The organism is Granulicella pectinivorans (assembly GCF_900114625.1).
GTDB classification, from domain to species: domain Bacteria; phylum Acidobacteriota; class Terriglobia; order Terriglobales; family Acidobacteriaceae; genus Edaphobacter; species Edaphobacter pectinivorans.
Window position 1 is genome coordinate 801,611 of the sequence record NZ_FOZL01000001.1, and the last position, 17,970, is coordinate 819,580.

12 protein-coding genes are annotated in these 17,970 nt (G+C 64.4%); 3 read left to right on the top strand and 9 right to left on the bottom strand.

The window, feature by feature from the left end:
• Positions 1–86 precede the first annotated feature (86 nt).
• Entirely contained in the window at positions 87–485 is a 399-nt protein-coding gene (locus BM400_RS03130) for a BlaI/MecI/CopY family transcriptional regulator (protein WP_089836544.1), read from the top strand.
• A complete protein-coding gene (locus tag BM400_RS22365; RefSeq protein WP_245781654.1) occupies positions 482–2,926 on the top strand; it encodes a TonB family protein in 2,445 nt (814 codons plus the stop codon). The genes BM400_RS03130 and BM400_RS22365 overlap by 4 nt, the downstream gene beginning before the upstream one ends.
• Before the next feature lie 52 nt (positions 2,927–2,978).
• Here the strand turns inward: BM400_RS22365 and BM400_RS03150 are convergent, their stop codons facing one another.
• From BM400_RS03150 to BM400_RS03160, 4 genes are all read right to left on the bottom strand, one after another.
• Positions 2,979–4,301: a TROVE domain-containing protein gene (locus BM400_RS03150; RefSeq protein WP_089836546.1), complete on the bottom strand. Its 1,323-nt coding sequence runs from the start codon at positions 4,299–4,301 to the stop codon at positions 2,979–2,981.
• A 178-nt stretch (positions 4,302–4,479) separates the two neighbouring features.
• Complete coding sequence (locus BM400_RS03155; protein WP_089836548.1) at positions 4,480–4,818, bottom strand: hypothetical protein; 339 nt, start codon at positions 4,816–4,818, stop codon at positions 4,480–4,482.
• A gap of 701 nt (positions 4,819–5,519) precedes the next feature.
• A complete protein-coding gene (locus BM400_RS21555) occupies positions 5,520–5,753 on the bottom strand; it encodes a hypothetical protein (protein ID WP_141223791.1) in 234 nt (77 codons plus the stop codon).
• Between the two features lie 27 nt (positions 5,754–5,780).
• Positions 5,781–7,007 (bottom strand): class I SAM-dependent rRNA methyltransferase, encoded by a 1,227-nt coding sequence (locus BM400_RS03160; RefSeq protein ID WP_245781655.1) that lies wholly within the window; start codon positions 7,005–7,007, stop codon positions 5,781–5,783.
• 89 nt (positions 7,008–7,096) lie between these two features.
• Between BM400_RS03160 and BM400_RS03165 the strand changes: the two genes are divergently transcribed.
• On the top strand, positions 7,097–8,293 hold the full coding sequence (locus BM400_RS03165; protein ID WP_089836551.1) for a BaiN/RdsA family NAD(P)/FAD-dependent oxidoreductase: 1,197 nt from the start codon (positions 7,097–7,099) through the stop codon (positions 8,291–8,293).
• Between the two features lies 1 nt (position 8,294).
• Here BM400_RS03165 and BM400_RS22730 read toward each other — a convergent pair whose 3' ends face one another.
• The 5 genes from BM400_RS22730 to BM400_RS03190 all read right to left on the bottom strand — a co-directional run bounded on the left by BM400_RS22730 (position 8,295) and on the right by BM400_RS03190 (position 17,938).
• The gene (locus BM400_RS22730) at positions 8,295–12,737 is read right to left on the bottom strand and encodes a choice-of-anchor D domain-containing protein (RefSeq protein ID WP_281245478.1); all 4,443 of its coding nucleotides are present in this window, start codon (positions 12,735–12,737) and stop codon (positions 8,295–8,297) included.
• 250 nt (positions 12,738–12,987) lie between these two features.
• The gene (locus BM400_RS03175; protein WP_089836555.1) at positions 12,988–14,313 is read right to left on the bottom strand and encodes a nucleotide sugar dehydrogenase; all 1,326 of its coding nucleotides are present in this window, start codon (positions 14,311–14,313) and stop codon (positions 12,988–12,990) included.
• Positions 14,310–15,251, bottom strand: coding sequence for an SDR family oxidoreductase (locus BM400_RS03180; protein ID WP_089836557.1), 942 nt, complete (start codon positions 15,249–15,251; stop codon positions 14,310–14,312). Before BM400_RS03180 ends, BM400_RS03175 begins: the two co-directional genes overlap by 4 nt.
• Positions 15,252–15,355: 104 nt before the next feature.
• Positions 15,356–16,324: an aldo/keto reductase gene (locus BM400_RS03185; RefSeq protein WP_089836559.1), complete on the bottom strand. Its 969-nt coding sequence runs from the start codon at positions 16,322–16,324 to the stop codon at positions 15,356–15,358.
• A 195-nt stretch (positions 16,325–16,519) separates the two neighbouring features.
• Positions 16,520–17,938, bottom strand: coding sequence for a deoxyribodipyrimidine photo-lyase (locus BM400_RS03190; RefSeq protein WP_089836561.1), 1,419 nt, complete (start codon positions 17,936–17,938; stop codon positions 16,520–16,522).
• Between the last annotated feature and the right edge of the window lie 32 nt (positions 17,939–17,970).

The window sequence follows — 17,970 nt, forward strand, 5'->3', positions numbered from 1 at the left end:
CGGGAGTCTCGCCTACGGATCGTTCCTCGCCTCGCTGGCTGCTGTCTCCGCGGCGAGGCGGAGAACCAAATTCTTCAGGAGCGTCTATGAAGCACGATGACGAAACGCCGGTTTTGACGCAGCTTCCGACCGAGGCCGAGTTGGAGATTCTGAACGTGCTCTGGGCGCTTGGGCCCAGTACGGTACGGGATGTCCATACGGCCATGACCAAGGAGACGGGCTACACCACCGTGCTGAAGCAGATGCAGGTGATGGCCGAGAAGGGGTTGCTGGTGCGCAGCGAGCGGTACCGCTCGCACGTTTACGAGCCGCGGGCCGCCAAGGAGGAGACGCAGCAGAGGCTGGCGGGAAACCTGCTGCGGCGCGCGTTCGACGGGTCGGCGAAGAACCTGGTGCTGGGTGCGCTCTCGGCGCAGCCTGTGTCTGCGGATGAGCTGAGTGAGATTCGCAGGATACTCGACGAATTTGAGAAGGGGGATCGATGACACCTCTCTACGGACAGGGTTGGGTCGTGCATGTGCTTGGCTGGACGTTGCTGCACTTCTGCTGGCAGGGGGCGGCGGTGGCGGGATTGCTGTGGTGTGTGCTCGGCCTGATGGGTGGGCGAGCCTCGGCGCTGCGGTATGGTGCGTCCTGCGGGGCGCTGCTGCTGATGGTCGCGGCTCCGGTGGTGACGTTCTGGGAGCTTGCCGTGGAGGCTCGGCGGGCGGCGCTGCATGGGACGCTGCCGGTGGTGGAGTGGGTGATCACGGTGGTGCCCGGAGGCGCGGGAGCAGGGCACTGGATGGAGCGGTTCGCCGGGGAGCTCGATCGAGCCACGCCGTTCGTGCCGTGGATCTGGATGGCTGGGGTGATGGTGTTTCTGCTTCGCCTGAACGTTGGGCTGGTGTTGGCCAGGCAGATGAGGACTGTGGGAACCGTGCCGGTCGAGGGCGAGTGGGCGGGTCGTTTTGAGGAGTTGAAGACGCGGTTTGGGGTGCGGCGGGTGGTGCGTCTGCTGCAGACGGCGCGGGTGGAGGCTCCGGCGGTGATCGGGTGGCTGCGGCCGGTGGTGCTGATGCCGGCAGGATGCCTGACGCGGCTTTCGACGGCGCAGGTGGAGGCGCTGCTGGTGCATGAGCTGGCGCACATCCGGCGGCACGACTACCTGGTGAATGTGCTGCAGTCGGTTGCGGAGGCTGTGCTGTTCTACCACCCGGCGGTGTGGTGGGTGTCGAAGCAGATGCGGTTGGAACGGGAGTGCCGTTGCGACGCGCTGGCGGTAGAGGCAGGAGGGGATGCGCTCGGGTACGCGCGGGCGTTGAGTTTTCTGGAGACGAGGCGGGCTTTTCTACAGGAAGTGACACTTGGAGCGAATGGAGGGGTACTGACGATGCGGATCAAACGGCTACTCGGAGTGAGGGAGCGTTCAGTGGCGTCACAGGGTGCGGCCTTTGCGCTGCTGGCTGCGGTGATCGTGTTACCTGGCGGGTACTGGGCGACGACGGCAAGGGCGGAGCGGAACACGGCGCATGTGGTGTTGGCGCAGGCAGGCAGCGAGGCAGCACCGGCACCGTACCAGCGGTGGGTCGATCAGGACGTTCTCTGGATCATCGCGCCTGAGGAGAAGGCAGCGTTTCTCAGCCTGAAGTCCGATGAGGAGCGGGATCACTTTATCGAGCAGTTCTGGTCGCGCCGGGAGGCGGCGCAGAGCGGCGCGAAGGCCGAGCACTACCGCCGGATCGCGTATGCCAATGCGCACTTTGCCACCAGCCAGCCAGGGTATCTGAGCGACCGTGGACATCTCTACATTGTGATGGGGAGGCCAGAGTCGATCGACTCGCATCCGGCGGGTGCAGCACCGTATGAGGTGTGGCGGTACGGCGGCAAGGACTATGCGTTCGTCGACGGATGCGCGTGTGGCGACTATCGCCTGAAGACCTTCGCGGGGAAGCCGCTGGCGGCCGTGGCGCAGAAGCCCAAGGTGCAGATGGCGCGGTTCGAGCCACAGACTGCGCAGACGCCACAGCGGATCTCGGGCGGGGTGATGGCGGGGCAGCTTATTTCGCGGGTCGATCCTGTGTATCCGGCTGAGGCCAAGAGCCAGAGGATCGAGGGCACGGTCGTACTGCGGGCCGTGATCTCGAAGGAAGGCACCATTGAGAATTTGCAGGTTGTGAGCGGGCCGAAGGAGCTGATGGGGAGCAGCATCGACGCCGTGAAGCAGTGGACGTATAAGCCGTATCTGCTGAATGGCGAACCGACGGAGGTGGACACGACCATTACGGTGAACTACACGCTGGGGGATACGGCCTCGGGGGCTCCGGGGAAAGAGAGCGTCCGGCTGCCCGCAGTGAAGAGCGTGCCGAGCTCGGTGATGGCGGGACAGTTGGTGTCACACCCGCCTCCGGTGTATCCACCGGAGGCGAAGGCCAAGGGGATACAGGGAGCGGTGGTGCTGCGGGCGCTGATCACGAGGGAGGGGAAGGTGAAGGGCGTTGAGCTGATGAGTATGCCCTCGGACCTCGACCGCAGCGCGATCGATGCCGTGCTGCAGTGGGTGTATAAGCCGTATCTGCTGAACGGCGAGCCGACCGAGGTGCAGACGACGATCACGGTGAACTACACGCTGGCGGATGAGCATGCGACGGTCACAGAGCCGAAGTACATTGGCAATGGCGTCTCGTCGCCGATCCTGGTGCATATGGCAGGCCCACACTATTCGGAGGAGGCGAAGAAGGCGAATATATCCGGCGATGTACTGCTGAGTCTGACGGTCGACAGGAACGGCGATGCGACCCATGTCCGCGTCGTGCGAGGGATCGGTTACGGACTGGACGAGAAGGCGATCGAGGCAGTTAAGCAGTACAAGTTCAAGCCAGCCATGCAGGACGGAAAACCGGTGGATGTCGCTTTGAATATCCAGGTCGACTTCAAGATCTTCTAGTCGAGGCAGGGTAGAAAAGAGCCGGTTCGCCATTGCGGCGGACCGGCTCTTTTCAGGTGGACTCCATCTCGTGGATGTACTGGACGACGGCCTCGGAGAAGCCGTCGATGTGGTTCCACGCGTCGTAGCCTACGCCGTTCTGCGCGGAGGCTACGTTGATGAGGTAGCCGCGGCCCCGGGGTGCGGGCACGCGGTCGTGGGACTGCTCGTCGGTGATGACGACGATGCGATCGTAGGGTTCACGGATCGCGTCGAGGGCTGCGCCGAGGTTGGTTCCGCCGTGCTGCTGGCTCGACTCCATCGCGTCGCGCAGGGCAAAGCCGCGACGGGGCGGAACGAACTTCGCCGCAAAGGAGAAGGTGTAGACCGCGACCTCCTCGGCGATCTCGCGGAGCAGGATGGCCAGACCGTAGGCGGCGTCCGTCCGAAGCATCTCGGACTTGCGCGCGAGCGGGTAGACCATCGAGCCGGAGACGTCGACCAGGACGATGGTCCTACCCTTCAGGCGCGGTGCTCCGGCGATTGCCCGGAACATGGCGCGCTCAAGGGGCTCCTCAAGCTGCGGGGCGTAACGCGCGGCGGAGAGGAAACGGAAGGGAAGAACCCGCTCCGTGCTCATGCCGTCGAGTGCCGCGATGACGAGCTTCTGGTCGACCTGCGCCTCCTTCATGTTGCGGAGGTTGCGCAGGATGGCCAGGGCTCCGAGCTTCCGCTCGAGCAGAAGGCGCTCCCAGCTCTCCTTCTTGTCTCCTCCCGCGGAGAGTGCCACTTCCCAGGTGTCGGGGGTGGCGAGCTCACCGGCGATGAGGCGCTTCCAGAGAGCGGCCTGCGCGGCATCCACAGGCTTCGCGTGGCAGAGGAACAGGACATCACGGAGACGGACCTGACCGGCGCGATCGTACTTCGCGAGTTGGTACTCGTTGAAGCGCGGAAACGCGGCGGCGAGGCCCTTCTTGACCTGTCCGGAGAGAGGCACGCGGCCATCGTTCCAGTAGATGGCGACGAACTCGGCGAGTTCATCGGCACGCTGGATGACGGCGGCGAGCGTTTCGGCGACCAGGCCGCGATGCGTTGCGTGCCGGGCCATCTCGCGGACCAGCAGAAGAGGCGCGTGGCGCAGCTTCATGCTGGTGCGGGCTTCGATGGCGAGCGCGGCGACGCGGGCGGGTTCCACCTGCGGGACGAGCATGCAGATGCGGTGCGCGATGGTCTGACCGGACTCGTAGAACTCGGCCTCCCAGAGCATGCAGGCGAGTACGGAGCGGCGGAGAGACTGCTCGGGCGTAAGGACGGCAGCGGGTGCTCCCTCGTGGGTAACCAGCGTGGGACGGCCTAGGACCTTCTCGACGGTGAGCTTGAGGATGTTGAGCTTCATGTTGGGCCTCCCTTTCCTGGAGGTGGTGCGATCGCCGGGGTATGTGTGGCTACGGAAGTTTTTGAAGGCTGAGCTACTGCAGGCTTTCGCCCCAGGCAGGATTTGAACCTGCGACCTCCCGCATGGCGGGCGCTCTACGATGAATCCGTTGCCTTCGCCACCGGCGAGGGGTTGAGGGTTAGTCGTCGTCTTCGTCGTCGTCGGGTGGTCCAACTCGGATTCGGACAGGCGGTTCTGCGAAGCCCGGTCCACTCCTGAAGCCGGAGATGGACTTGGGCGGTCCGGGTGAGACGGTGATGGCAAGCTCCTCCATCTGCTTCCAGCTCGGGCGGTTCTTGTCGTAGTAGTTCGAACAGTCGTAGAGAACGAACGGAACAACGAGCGAGGGACCGGGGTAGTTGCAGAGGGTGATCTGCTCGGATTCGCGGTAGCCGGTCATGATCTGCGCATGACTGCATGTGCGGCATAAAGAGGCAGAGCCCGTGGGGGTGCCTCCCTTGATGTATGGCCTGGCCATGGCAAAGGTCTTCCTTCCCGCTTGAAGCGGGTGGTTAAGCCGTCCGGGGAATAAGGCGAGGACAGTACAGATCGTTGCTCTGCCAGACTGAGCTACACGGGGAACCTTCCGTGGCAGGATTCGAACCTGCGACCCGCGTGTTAGAAGTAACTGTTCTCTATGCCACCGGCACAACCGGGTTCGCCAGGGAATATTCGGTATGAGTTCGGGAGCAGTTGTCTGATGGAACTTTGTAAGTCGAGGCTACGCCTCTGTCCCATCATGTCCTTACTTCCGGCAGGGTCCGCACCCTGCGAGTTAGTCGGAGCGAAGTAACTCATACCTATCACCACTGGCGGTGACTTACTTATTTACAGACACAGGTCCGCGTCTGCGCGGGCATGCGCTTTGGTTCTGTCAGGGAATAAGTCTCTCAGGGTGAGTGGGGAGTCGAACCCCGTCCCTTGCGGGACTTCAACCGAAGAAGTAACCCTGAAATGCGCCACTGACAGACTCTTTCCTGACTGAGGGAATGAACGAGAACGGAGCCTTGCGGCGATCAAGTGACAGTTGATGTATCCGTGCTCTTCGCCACTCAGCGCGAAAAGAGATTATGCGTATGGATGTGCGTGCGATTGTGCGTAGGATCGTCCGCTTAGGAAGGGAGCCAGGTAAATGGCAGAGTCCGGCGATCGCTGGCGAGATAACCCACCAAGTGCGACCTACGCATCGAGTTTTTCGTATGCAGATTCATCGGACATTGCTCCTACGCAGGAGTTACTCTTACATGGCTGGAAAATAATTGCAAGTGATTTATTGCATTCTTTTCCATTGCTCTTTTTATTCCTAACTGCCCGAAGTTCATTTACTGGGATATCTTCTCCTGGACGATCCGACACTGCCCGATCCTTTACTGGTGCGCCGATCGGTCGGCGCAAGATCATGCGTTCGTCCAAGAGAAGCCTCCCAAAACGCGATGGCCGCTACCCCACCCGAAGGACGACACACTTGAGGTAGTCCGTCTCCGGCAGGGTGACGACGGAGGGATGATCCGGGGCAGCTCCACGGGTTTCGAGTACCTGCACGCGGCGTCCGGCGTCGATGGCGGCGCTGCGGACTACGCCCATGAAATCCACCAGGGGCACATGATGCGAGCAGGAGCAGGTGATCAGCGTGCCGCCATCGCGAACCATCTTCAGCGCGCGCAGATTCAGCTCCTTGTATCCACGGAGAGCACCCTCGGCGGCGCGGCGCGACTTTGCGAACGCCGGAGGATCGAGCACGATCGTGTCGTACTCCGACCCGGAGGCCTCCATCTCGCGCAGAAGCTCAAAGGCGTCCGCTTCAATCCAATCGACCTCGGCTACGAGTCCGGGATTCAAGGCGCGGTTCCGTTCCGCCACCTCCAGCGCCCCGCGGCTGGCGTCCACGCCGGTTACGGACTTGCAGACCTGTGCCATATGCAGCGCGAAGCCACCCTGGTAGGTGCAGACGTCGAGAGCCTCGCCCCGCGCGTAGCGGGCGGCGGCGGCGTAGTTCAGCCGCTGATCGAGAAACGCTCCGGTCTTCTGGCCCGATCCCGCGTCGAAGTTGAACTTCAGCCCGTTGAGCTCAAAGACCGAGGCGAATCCAGCCGAACCGGGATCGGCACGATACAGTGCTTCCGCAGGAGGAAGCCCAAGCTTTTCGAGCTCCCGCACCTTCGGATCGGGACGCTCGACGATCACCAGACTTTCGTCTGAAAACGACGCACGGAGAGCCTCCACGACCGCTGCGCGCACATCATCCTGAGCGGTGCTCTGTGTCAAAAGCTGGACCACCACCAGCGAACCGTACTTATCGGCCACGATTCCGGGCAGCCCGTCGCCCTCAGAAAAGCAGAGCCTTAGCCCGGTCGTACCGCTTCCTGCAAAACACTCCGGCGAGACCTCACGGCGGAGGGCGAGCGCTACACCCAGCCGCTCCTTGACGTCCTCGAGATAGACGGCGCGGGTAAGGCCGACCTCCGGCGAGACGATGCGCAGCGTGATCTCGGAGGTGTCGCTGTAGGTTGCCGAGCCCAGTGGGATGCCACGCTGGTCGACAACCGTGATGATGCTTCCGCCGTCGATTGCGGCGCCGTCCAGCGCGGGCACGAGCTCGACGATATCCGAGCGATACACCCAGAGGTGCCCCTCGCGCAGCTTGTCCGTGGCGCGTCTCGTTACCACTGCCGCCGGACCGTATGCCTTTGCCCCACCAACCCTCAATGCTGCCTTCGTATTGACCATCCCCCATGGTCGCACTTGCGCGCCCTAAAATGAAATGGGGGATAGCCATCGAAACCGTCGACGTAGCAATCCTGGGGGCCGGGGCCGCCGGCCTGATGGCCGCCATCCATACGGGGCGGCGTGGACGCCGGACGCTGGTGCTCGACCATGCGGAACGGGCCGGCAAGAAGATCCTGATCTCGGGTGGGGGGCGAAGCAATTTCACCAACGTCCACGCGACACCGCTGAACTTTCTCTCGCAGAACCCTCACTTTGCGAAGTCGGCACTGGCTCGATTTACTCCCGCGGATATGGTCGCGCTGGTGGAGCGGCACAAGATTCCGTACCACGAGAAGACGCTTGGCCAGCTCTTCTGCGACCGCTCCGCGCATGACCTGCTCAACCTGCTGCTGAAGGAGTGTGCCGAGGCACAGGTTGCGATCCAAACAGGGACTTCCATGCAGTCCATTACGCACGATGGGGCCCACTTTCACCTTGCAACCAGCGGCGGAGCGATCAGGGCCAAGTCTCTGATTGTGGCCACGGGAGGCCTGTCGATTCCGAAGATGGGGGCGACGCCGCTGGGCTATCAGATTGCGGAGCAGTTCGGGCACAGGATCGTCCAGACACGGCCTGGGTTGGTTCCTTTGACGTTTTTACCCAAGGACCTGGCGGACTGGAGCGACCTTTCGGGACTCTCGACCGAGGTGGTGGCACACACGCGTCCTGCGAAGAAGCAGCGGGTTCCGAACCCTGTTTTTCGCGAGAAGATGCTGATTACGCATCGGGGTCTGAGCGGGCCGGCGGTGCTGCAGATCTCGTCGTACTGGATGCCGGGGGAGCCGCTGGCCTTCGATCTGGCGCCTGGCCGAAGCGTGGTGACCGAGCTGGCTCGGCGGGATCAGGGTGCGCTTTTACAGGCCGTTCGGGGAGTGCTTCCGGGGCGGCTTGCGGAGCGCTGGGTGGCGCTGAACACGCCTGATTCCTGGACCAACGCGAGCCTTACGGCGCTGGAGGCGCAGTTCCATGCGTGGACCGTCACACCCTCCGGAACGGAGGGATATGCGAAGGCCGAGGTGACGGTGGGTGGCGTGGATACGGCTCAACTCGACTCCACGACGATGCAAAGCAAGCTGGTGGCGGGTCTGTATTTTGTGGGTGAGGTGGTGGATGTGACGGGGTGGCTGGGGGGCTATAACTTCCAGTGGGCGTGGGCCTCCGGGGTGAGCGCGGGCGAGTCTGCCTGAGTTACTGGACCACAAGCGTTACGTTCGCTGTCCGGGTGAGGCCGGCGCTGGTAGCTGAGACGGCGATGCTGTAGCTGCCGCTGGGGGTGGGTGTGGTGGATCCGCCACCCCCGCCTCCGGTTCCGCTGCCGGGGATGAGGCGGCCGGCTCCGCAGCCGAGGAGGGTGAAGCAGGCCAGGGTGAGGGCTGCCCGGCGGAGGCGGCGTTTGCGTCCGAAGAGGGGGAGGAGGAGGAGGGAAGCTAGCCAGAAGGTTTGTTTGAGGGTGAGTTGGCCGTGGGTAGTGGCTACTCCGGTGGCGATGGTGACGATGACGCTGGTGGTGCCGCCCAGGTTCGGGCTGGGTGGGATGACCGTGCAGGTGGCGTTGGCCGGAGCACCCTGGCAGGTGAAGGTGGCGGTGCCCGGCGTGTTGGGTGCGGAGGTGAGGAGAAAGGGGAAGACGGCGGAGGTTCCGCTGGCTACGGTGACGGTGGTGGGGCCGCTGGCGGTGAGGGTGAAGTCGACTCCGGTGCCGGTGAGGGTGAGGGTTTGGGGGGAGTTGGCGGCGGAGTCGGTGAAGGTGAGGGAGCCGCTGTGGGGGCCGCTGGATGTAGGCGCGAAGGCGACGGACAGGCTACAGGATGCGCTCGGAGCCAGGGTGGCGCCACAGGTGTTGGAGCCTGCTGCCACCTGGAAGGCGGCGCCGGTGAGGGAGAGGGAGGCGATGGCGAGGGGAACGCCGCCGTTGTTGGTGAGGACGACAGACTGGGGCGCGGATGTGACGCCTACGGCGGTGACGGGGAAGGCGATGGTGGCGAAGGGTGAGAGGGAGACGCCGGCGGGGGCGAGGCCGGTGCCGCTGAGGGGGACGGTCTGGGTGCGGTACTGGTCAGTCACGGTGAGGATGCCAGTGGCGGAACCGATGGATTTGGGAACGTAGGCGACGGTGATGGTGCAGGTGCTGTGGCCATTGAGCGAGTTGCCGCAGTGGTTGACGGCGGTGAAATCTCCGGAGGTGATGGTGGCGGCGATGAGGGTAAGGGGGACGTCGCCGGCGTTGGTGAGGGTAACGTCTTGTCCGGGGGAGGGGGTGTTGAGGATCTGCGGAGCGAAGGTGAGGGCGAGGGGAGCGAGGGTGTCCGTGGCGGGGGAGGTTGCGGTGCCGGTGAGGCTGGTTGTCTGGATGCCTGCGTCGCCGGTGACGGTGAGGGTGGCGGTGCGGGTTCCGGGAGTGGTGGGCTGGAAGACGAGGGAGACGGTGCAGCCGGTCTGGGAGGGAAGGGAGGAGCCGCAGGTGTTGGCGGTGGTCTTGAAGTCGGTGGCCTGAGAGCCGGTGAGGGCGATGCTTTGGAGCGAGGCGGGCAGGCCTCCGGTGTTGGAGATGGTGACATTGACGACGGGGCTGGTGGAACCGACGTTGGTGGTCGCGAAGGTGGCGGATACGGGGTTCAAGACAATGGCGGCGGCGGTGGTGGCGGAGCCGGTGAGGGCGACGGTGGTCTGTCCGCCGGGGATGTTGGCGTAGACCGTGAGGACGCTGGTGCGGGTTCCGGTGGCGATGGGAAGGAAGCTGACCTGCATGGTGCAGGTTCCGCCGGGGGCCAGGGTTGCGGCGGCACAGGTGCCGGTGACGGTGAAGTCGGAGGTTCCGTTGACGGTGGGCACTGGGGCCGGTGCGATGGCGAGGCTGGAGAGGGTGACCTGGGTGTTGCCGGAGTTGGTGGCGGTGACGGTCTGGGTGGGGCTTTGGCTCCCTACGGCCTGAGTGGCGAAGGTGAGGGTGGTGGGGCTGAGGGTGAGGGCGGGGTTAGCGGGGGCGGCGGCGGTGAGAAGCGGGATGGACCAGACGCCGCGTCCGTAGGTTCCGGCGCGGAGCAGGCCGAGGCGGCCATCGCCGGTGGGGAGGGCGGCGGTGGCGATGAGGGCTACGATGGGAGCGTTGGGAAGGCCTGCGCCGAGGTTGGACCAGCAGTTGACGGTGGCGCAGGTAGAGACCTGGGTGGTGGCGTAGACGCCGGTATCGGTGGCGACGTAGACGATGTTGGCGTCGTTGGGATCGACGGCGAGGGCGTTGGCGGGCGCGTTGGGGAGGTTGCTGGAGATGTTGGTCCAGTGGGTGCCTCCGTCGAGGGAGCGGTAGACGTGGGGTGCGTTGAAGCCGTTGCCGGCGAAGCCCATGATGGTGGCGTAGACGGTTTTGCCGGTGGCGTCGTGAGGATCGACTGTGAGTGCGGAGACGTCGAAGCCTCCGGGATTGAACAGATTGGCGGAGGCGGGGTCGTTGGTGACGTTGGTTCCGGCGAGGTCGGTCCAGACGGTGGTGCTGCCGGCGGTTCCGGCCGCGTAGGTGGCGAAGACGTGTCCGGCGAGGGTGCCGCCGCCGTCCAGGGCACCTGCGGCTCCGGCGTAGAGGACTGTCGAACCAGTGTTGACGGGAGTGGAGGACGGGCTTGTGGGACCTCCGGCGGCGAGGGATCGGATGAGGGGGTTGGCGGTGGTGCAGGAGCCGCCGTGTGCTCCGCCGAAGGCCGCGCTGAGCTGGTTGGCGCTGGACCAGGCGGAGCCGTTCGCCGCGGGGCCGCGCCAGACGCGGCAGGTTCCGGCGAGGAGGTTGGCGGGGGTAGCGGGATCGAGGAGCCAAGGGGCGTCGATGAGGGCGGTATCGTTGCCGACCTGAGGCTCGCCGATGGTCGAGGTGAAATCGGCGGCGGTGCAGGCAGCGCCTTTGGTGCAGGAGGCGATGCTGGTGCCGGGACCAGTGGAGAGGTAGAGGTTGGCGGGGGTGCTTTGGTCGATCGCGACGGATCCGCCTTCGCCGGTGGCGAGTTGCTGCCAGGGGCCGGTGGTGGAGAGTGCAGTCCCGTTGGCTCCAACGCCGATGAGGAGGGTGGCGGGATCGGTGGGGTGGGCGGCGAGGGAGACGGTTTCGGCGAGGGACCCGAGGCCTCCGTTGAGGTTCTGGAAGTGGGTGGCATCGGTGGCGGAGCAGGAGGGGCCGGTCTGGGCGATGCCGTCGGTGGAGCGGTAGAGGCCTCCGTCGTTGCCTGCGTAGACGAGCGCGCCCTGGAGGGCGATGGCATGCTGGGAGGGGGCAACGGCAGCGGGGGCGGAGCATCCGTTGAGGGCGTTGGTGGTGTTGCGGAGGCGGCAGGTGGTGGCGTTGCCGTTCGTGAAGGCGCAGCGATAGAGGTCTTCGGTGCCGACGAGGAGGAGGGTGGTGCCGGCGTCGAGAGGTGTGACGGCAAGGGCTAAGTTGTAGTCGGCCTGGGGGATCACTGTGCTGCCTGAGCCGGAATCGAGGATGGTGCTGGGGATGTTGGTCGTTAAAGCGACATTGCTGTTGGCGCAAGTCGATCCGGCGATTCCGCATACATCCTGCCAGAGTCCCTGGTCCTGGTTAGCGCGGTCTACGCTGAGTGCGAAGAGGTCTCCGGTGGAGGGCTGAACGGCGAGGGCGGCACGGAAGAACGGACAGGTGGGCGAGCCGGTACTGCCGGGGTTCGTCGGACAGGCGGTGAGGGAGAGACCGGGGCCGGGCTGGATGGTGAGGCGGGACCAGGTGGCTCCGTCGGTGGACTCATAGACGCCGTGGAAGCGGACGGCAGCGTAGAAACGTTGGCGGATGGGGTTCCAGACGACGGCGGTGGCGGCGTTTCCTCCGGCGTTGGCTCCGCTGGGGAGCGGGGTTTGGACGGTCTGGGCTCCGTCCTGCAGGGTGGCCATCTTCCAGGTGACGCCGGCGTCTGGCGAGTAGTAGAGGCCCATGACGGAGTTGGTGGCGTCAGGGGCGTTGACGATGACGCCCTCGGCGGCCTGGCTGAGGGCGGCTACGACGAGGGTGGGGGTCGTGGTGCTCCACGCAAAGCCGGCGACGCCGAGGCCGGTGAAGGAGTGGTTGCCGGCCACACCGTCGCGGGAGCCCTGAGCGAGGGTCCAGGTGTTGCCGCCGTCGACGGAGCGGAGGATGCCGGAGCCGTAGTAGGAGTCGGTTGCGTCGTTCGGGTCTCCGGTTCCGGCGAGGATGGCGGCTCCCAGGCCGGCGTTGGGTTGGATAGAGACGGCTCCGATGGAGATGGACGCGATGGCCGAGGTGCCGGCGTTACCGGAGAAGACGGGGAGAGTATCGGTAAGGGGGAGGAAGGACACGGAAGCGCCGGGGCCGGCGGCGTTGGTGGACTTCCAGACGCCTCCGCCGGTGGTGCCGACGTAGACGGTGTTGCCGGTGGCGTCGTCGGGGTCGATGGCGATGGAGGTCACGCGCCCGGTGACGAGTCCGTAGGCGAGGCTGGCGATCTGGGCGGGGCCGATGGAGGTCCAGGTGTCGCTTAATCCAGTGGCGCGGGGGCGCGCGAGTGGAGCGTGTGGCGCGGTGTGGGTGGGGGCGGCGCGGCCCTGGAGGAACCGGCCGGCACGCGTTCGATAGGAGGGGGTTTGGGGTCGCGCGATGGCTGTTGCGCACGCCAAAAGGCATAGGCAGGCACGGACAAACCGGCGGGTTTGCGGGACAACGGAGCACATAGGCGAAAGAAGCTCTGCGGCGGAGATGTGACTCAGAGAACATCCTGAAGCGCAGGCGACGCTGTGTCAACCAGATGCACGTTTGTGGCCGGATTTATTGGGAGGGATGTGGGGAGTCTTAGGTACGGACGGGGAGACAAAGATTGCGGGATTGCGGGATGAAAAGCAGTAAGGCCCAGAGGGGCAAAGGCAACGACTAGCAGCGGACGATTTTTTCGGATGCGATGCCGCGGGTGGCATTTCTTGTGTCGATGACCAGCTTCGCGGCTCTTACGATGGCGGGGTAGTCGTACTGGGTGTGGTCGGTGGCGATGAGGACGCAGTCGAACTCGGGGATGCTCGAGAGGGGAGTCGACTTCATGTGGAGACGGTACTTCCGGCCCTGCCCGACGGCGGGGAAGAAGGGGTCGTTGTAGCTGACGAAGGCTCCCGCTTCCTGAAGGAGTTCGATGATGGTGAGGGCAGGGGACTCGCGAAGGTCGTCGACATCGCGTTTGTAGGCTACGCCCAAGACGAGCACCGTGGCGCCGGTGATGAGCAAACCGTTGCGTTTGAGCGCCGACTCTGTCGTTTTAATGACATAGGCCGACATCGATTCGTTGACCTCGCCGGCGAGGGCGATGAACTTTGTCTCGAAGCCGAATTGCTTGGCCTTCCAGGTGAGGTAGAAGGGGTCGACGGGGATGCAGTGGCCGCCTACGCCGGGGCCGGGGTAGAAGGCCTGGAAACCGAAGGGTTTGGTCTCGGCGGCTCGGATGACCTCCCAGAGGTCGATGCCCATGGCTTCGCTCATCTGCTTCATTTCATTGACTAAAGCGATATTGACGCAGCGGTAGATGTTCTCAAGGAGCTTGGTCATCTCGGCGGCGGCGGGACTGGACATGGGGACGGTTTTCTTGAAGACGCTGCCGTAGAGAGCCTGGGCGGCGGCGGTGGCGCGGGGGTCCACGCCGCCGAGGACCTTGGGGATGTCGCGGCGGGGAGTAACCATATTGCCGGGGTCTTCGCGCTCGGGAGAGAAGGCTACCATGATGCCTGTCAGGGCTTCGCCCTCTCCCCTGAGAACGTGTGCCCCGAGGCGTTCGAGGGTGGCGACGACGATCTCTTCGGTGGTGCCGGGATAGGTGGTGCTCTCGAGGATGACGATCTGGCCGGGGCGGACGTGGGGGGCGATGGCGTCCATGGTGGACGTGACGGACCTCATGTCGGGGGTGTGGTCTTCGTTGAGGGGGGTGGGAACGCAGATGAGGACGGCATCGACCTCGGGGATGCGGGAGAAGTCGGTGGTGGCCTCAAACCCGGCAGACTGGGCGGCGGCGATGTGGGCGGGTTCGATGCGGTGGATGTAGGACTCGCCGGCGTTGAGGGTTGCGACCTTGCTGGGGTCGATGTCGAAGCCGGTGACGTGGAAGCCCTCTTCGCTGAAGAGGAGCGTCAAGGGGAGGCCGACGTAGCCGAGGCCGATGATGCCGATACGGGTGGTGCGGGCGTCTATGTTTGCGATCCAGTCCTGGAGCGTCATTTGCCGGCCTGCTCGCGGTACCAGGCTACGGTGCGGCGGAGACCCTCTTCGAAGCCTACTTCGGGGTTGTAGCCGAAGGCGTCGCGGGCGGCGGTGATGTCGGCGAGGGAGTCTTTGACGTCGCCGGCACGGACGGGACCGTAGGCGGGCGGGCCTTCGTGGTCTAAGAGCCTGGCGATGACCTGGTAGGTCTCGTTGAGGGTGTGGCGTTCGCCGCAGGCGATGTTGAAGACCTTCCCGGCGACGGCTTCGGCTGGGGCGGCGGCGGCTTTCAGGTTGGCCTGGACGGCGTTGGCGACATAGGTGAAGTCGCGGCCCTGTTCTCCGTCGCCGAAGATGGTGGGCTGCTGGCCCTGCAGCATCTGGAGGATGAACCTGGCCATGACGCCGGAGTAGGGTGAGTCGGGGACCTGGCGGGGGCCGAAGATGTTGAAGTAACGGAGACAGACGGTTTCGAGGCCGTAGACGCGCCAATAGCTCTGCATGTAGAGCTCGCCGGCGAGCTTCTGGACGGGGTAGGGGGCGATGGGCTCGGGCTTCATGGTCTCGACGCGGGGGAAGCCGGGCTGGTTGCCGTAGGCGGAGCTGCTGGCTGCGTAGACGACTCGCTTCACCCCTGCTGCGCGGGCTCCCTCGAGGAGGTTGAAGGTGCCATCGAGGTTGGCTTCGTGGGAGGGGCGAGGCTCCTTGACGGAGCGGGGGACCGAGGGAAGGGCACCGAGGTGGAAGATGGTTTCGATGCCTTCGCAGGCGTTCGAGACGAGCTCGGCGTCGGCGAGGTCGACGACGTGGACATCGACGGGGACGGCAAGGAGGTTTTTTCGGCTACCGGTGGAGAAGTTATCCAGCCCGCGAACCTCGTGGCCTTGCTCGACGAGAGCGCGGGAGAGATGGGAGCCTATGAAGCCTGCTACGCCTGTGACTAGGACTTTTGCCAAGATGTTGCCTCGGGTATCAGGATACCGTGGCTCCTTGGGAATGTGCCGCCGGACCCCACCCTATCGGAGGATGGGGCACCCGTCATTGAGGCATCCCACGCGGCTTAGCGGTGGCCCAGGACGCGGTGAGGTTCGTAAGGCTCCTCGAGGCGCTTTACCTCGTCATCGGTGAGCTTGATGTCGACCGCGGCGATCGCGTCGTCGAGTTGATACATCTTGCTCGCGCCAATGATGGGAGCCGACACGACGGGCTTGGTGAACATCCAGGCGAGGGCTACCTGGGCAGGTTTTACCCCGCGGGCGGTGGCGACCTCTTCCACGCGCTCGACCACGACGTAATCGGACTCTTTGTAGTACGACTTCTTGAGGTCGTCGGTCTGGGCTCGGACGGTGGCTTCTCCGGGCTTTCTGCCGGCCAGGAAGCCGCGCGCGAGGGGGCTCCAGGGAATCATGCCGATGCCCTCTTCCAGGCAGAGGGGGATCATCTCGCGTTCTTCCTCCCGGTAGACGAGGTTGTAGTGGTTCTGCATGGTGACGAAGCGGGCGAGGCCGTTGGACTGCTGGAGCTGGAGCATTTTGAGGAACTGCCAGGCGAACATGGAGGACGCGCCGAGGTAGAGGACCTTGCCCGACTGAACGAGGCTATCGAGGGCGGTGACGACCTCCTCGATGGGGGTGTGGGGGTCGCGCCGGTGGATCTGGTAGAGATCGATGTAGTCAACGCCGAGACGTTTGAGGGACTGCTCCACGCCCTGAACGATGTGCTTGCGGGAGAGCCCGCCGTCGTTGGGGCGGCCGGACATGGGCTGGAAGACCTTCGTCGCGATGACGACCTCGTCGCGACGGGCGAACTCCTTGAGGAGCTTGCCTGTGATGCGCTCGCTCTCGCCATAGGAGTACATATCGGCGGTGTCGAAGAAGTTGATGCCGGCTTCGACGGCTCGCTGGACGAAAGGACGCGCTTCATCCTCTTCGAGGACCCAGGGACGCCAGGATTTGGCTCCGTAGGTCATCATGCCGAGGCAGATGCGCGAGATGGTTGCGCCGGTGGTTCCTAGACGTCCGTATTCCATGAGTTGCTCCTGACGGTCTTAGTTTAGTCGAGGCAAAAGACTGTGGGAAAAGGCGGAAAGACGGGAAAAAGAGGCAAAGACCAAACAGCTTGCACTTCCTCAGTGCGAGGTAAACCCTCTTGTTTGTCATCCCCGCAGCGGTCTGCGGTTCTTTCCTTGTCTTTGTCCTTGTTCCCGCCCGTCGCCCCTAGTCTTTTACTTGGGTTCTGGGAGGGCGTTCATCTGCCGGATATAGGCTTTAGAGTCGAACTTCTTGCCAGTGCTGGCGCCGGACATGAATCGGCGCTTGCCGAAGATGGGACGTTCGCCCCAGGCGCGGTCGAACTTGCCGAGGATGGCCCATGCGATGCCGGCGTAGCCGTTGGGATCTCGGCCGTCGAGGAAATATTTGTCGTTGAGGTAGATGGCAATGTCCATCGCGGTGGCAACGTCAGGGGTCCACTCGAGGATCTTCTTCGCCCAGTACATGCGCAGGTAGTTGTGCATCCATCCATCGCGGAGCATCTGGATCTGGGCGGCATTCCAGAGGTCGTCGTGGGTTTGGGCCTGTTCGAGCTGGGCGCGGGTGTAGAGGAACTCGCGCTCGTCTTTGTGGTGCTCCTGGATGGTGGTGCGGGCCCAGTCCTCGGCGGCTTCAGGGGTATCGTAACGGTCGTTCTGGTACTTGACGAAGTTGACGGCCAACTCGCGCCAGGCGATGAGCTCGTTGAAGTAAGCGTCCTTGGCGGGGATGAGGGTGTTGTCTTTTTCGGCCGCATCGGCCACGGCGAGGGCGATGGTCATGGGGCCGATATGCCCGAAGTGGAGGTAGGGCGAGAGGGCAGAGGTGCCGTCGAGCTCGGGGTGATTGCGCTTCTCATCGTAGTCGCGAAGCATGCGGGAGACGAACTTTTTGAGGCGGGCCTGCGCGGCGTGGGTTCCGCCTACCCAGGTTTCGACGGGCTTGACGCTGCGGTCGAGGTCGTCCCAGTGGGCGGTCATGTCCTGGTGGATTGAGTCGGTGTGGAGGTCTTTGGGTTTCTTCCAGGCGACCTTCGCGTGCAGGTTCTCGTAGGGTACGAGGAACTCGGGGAGAGCGCGATAGAGGCGGGGGCGGATGGTGTACGCGCCGTACTGGGCCTTTTCCATGAGCTTTGAAGGGATGACGACGTCGGTGTCGACGGTGTAGAAGGGCACGGCGAGGTGTTTGGCCACGCGGCGGCGCCAGCTTTCGGGCTCGCGCATAGGGTTCTCGTCGCCGATGACGAGGGCGGGGCGGAGATCCTTGAAGAACTCGCCGGGAGAGGCGTTGGGGGCGAGGCGCATGCAGAAGGAGATATTGCGCGCGGCGAGGTCTTCTTCGATGTCCCAGAGGCCGCGGTTGAGGAAGGCGTAGTGGCGGAGATTCGCGTGGGGAAAGTTGGAGATACCGGCGAAGTAGACCACAACGGGGAGAGCGAGGTCGTTGGCGATCGCTACTGCGAGGTCCACGGCGTGGTTGTCGATGCCGCGCTGGGCGCGCTGCATCCAGTAGCAGACGCAGGTGCCTGCGGGGTCGGGCGTGCCGTCGCGCCGGACGGTGACGCGTGCATTCGTCAAGCGGTCGGTGATCTTCCGGGGGGGCCAAACGGTCATCCTACCAAGCTACTCGGCTAGGATGAGGAAAG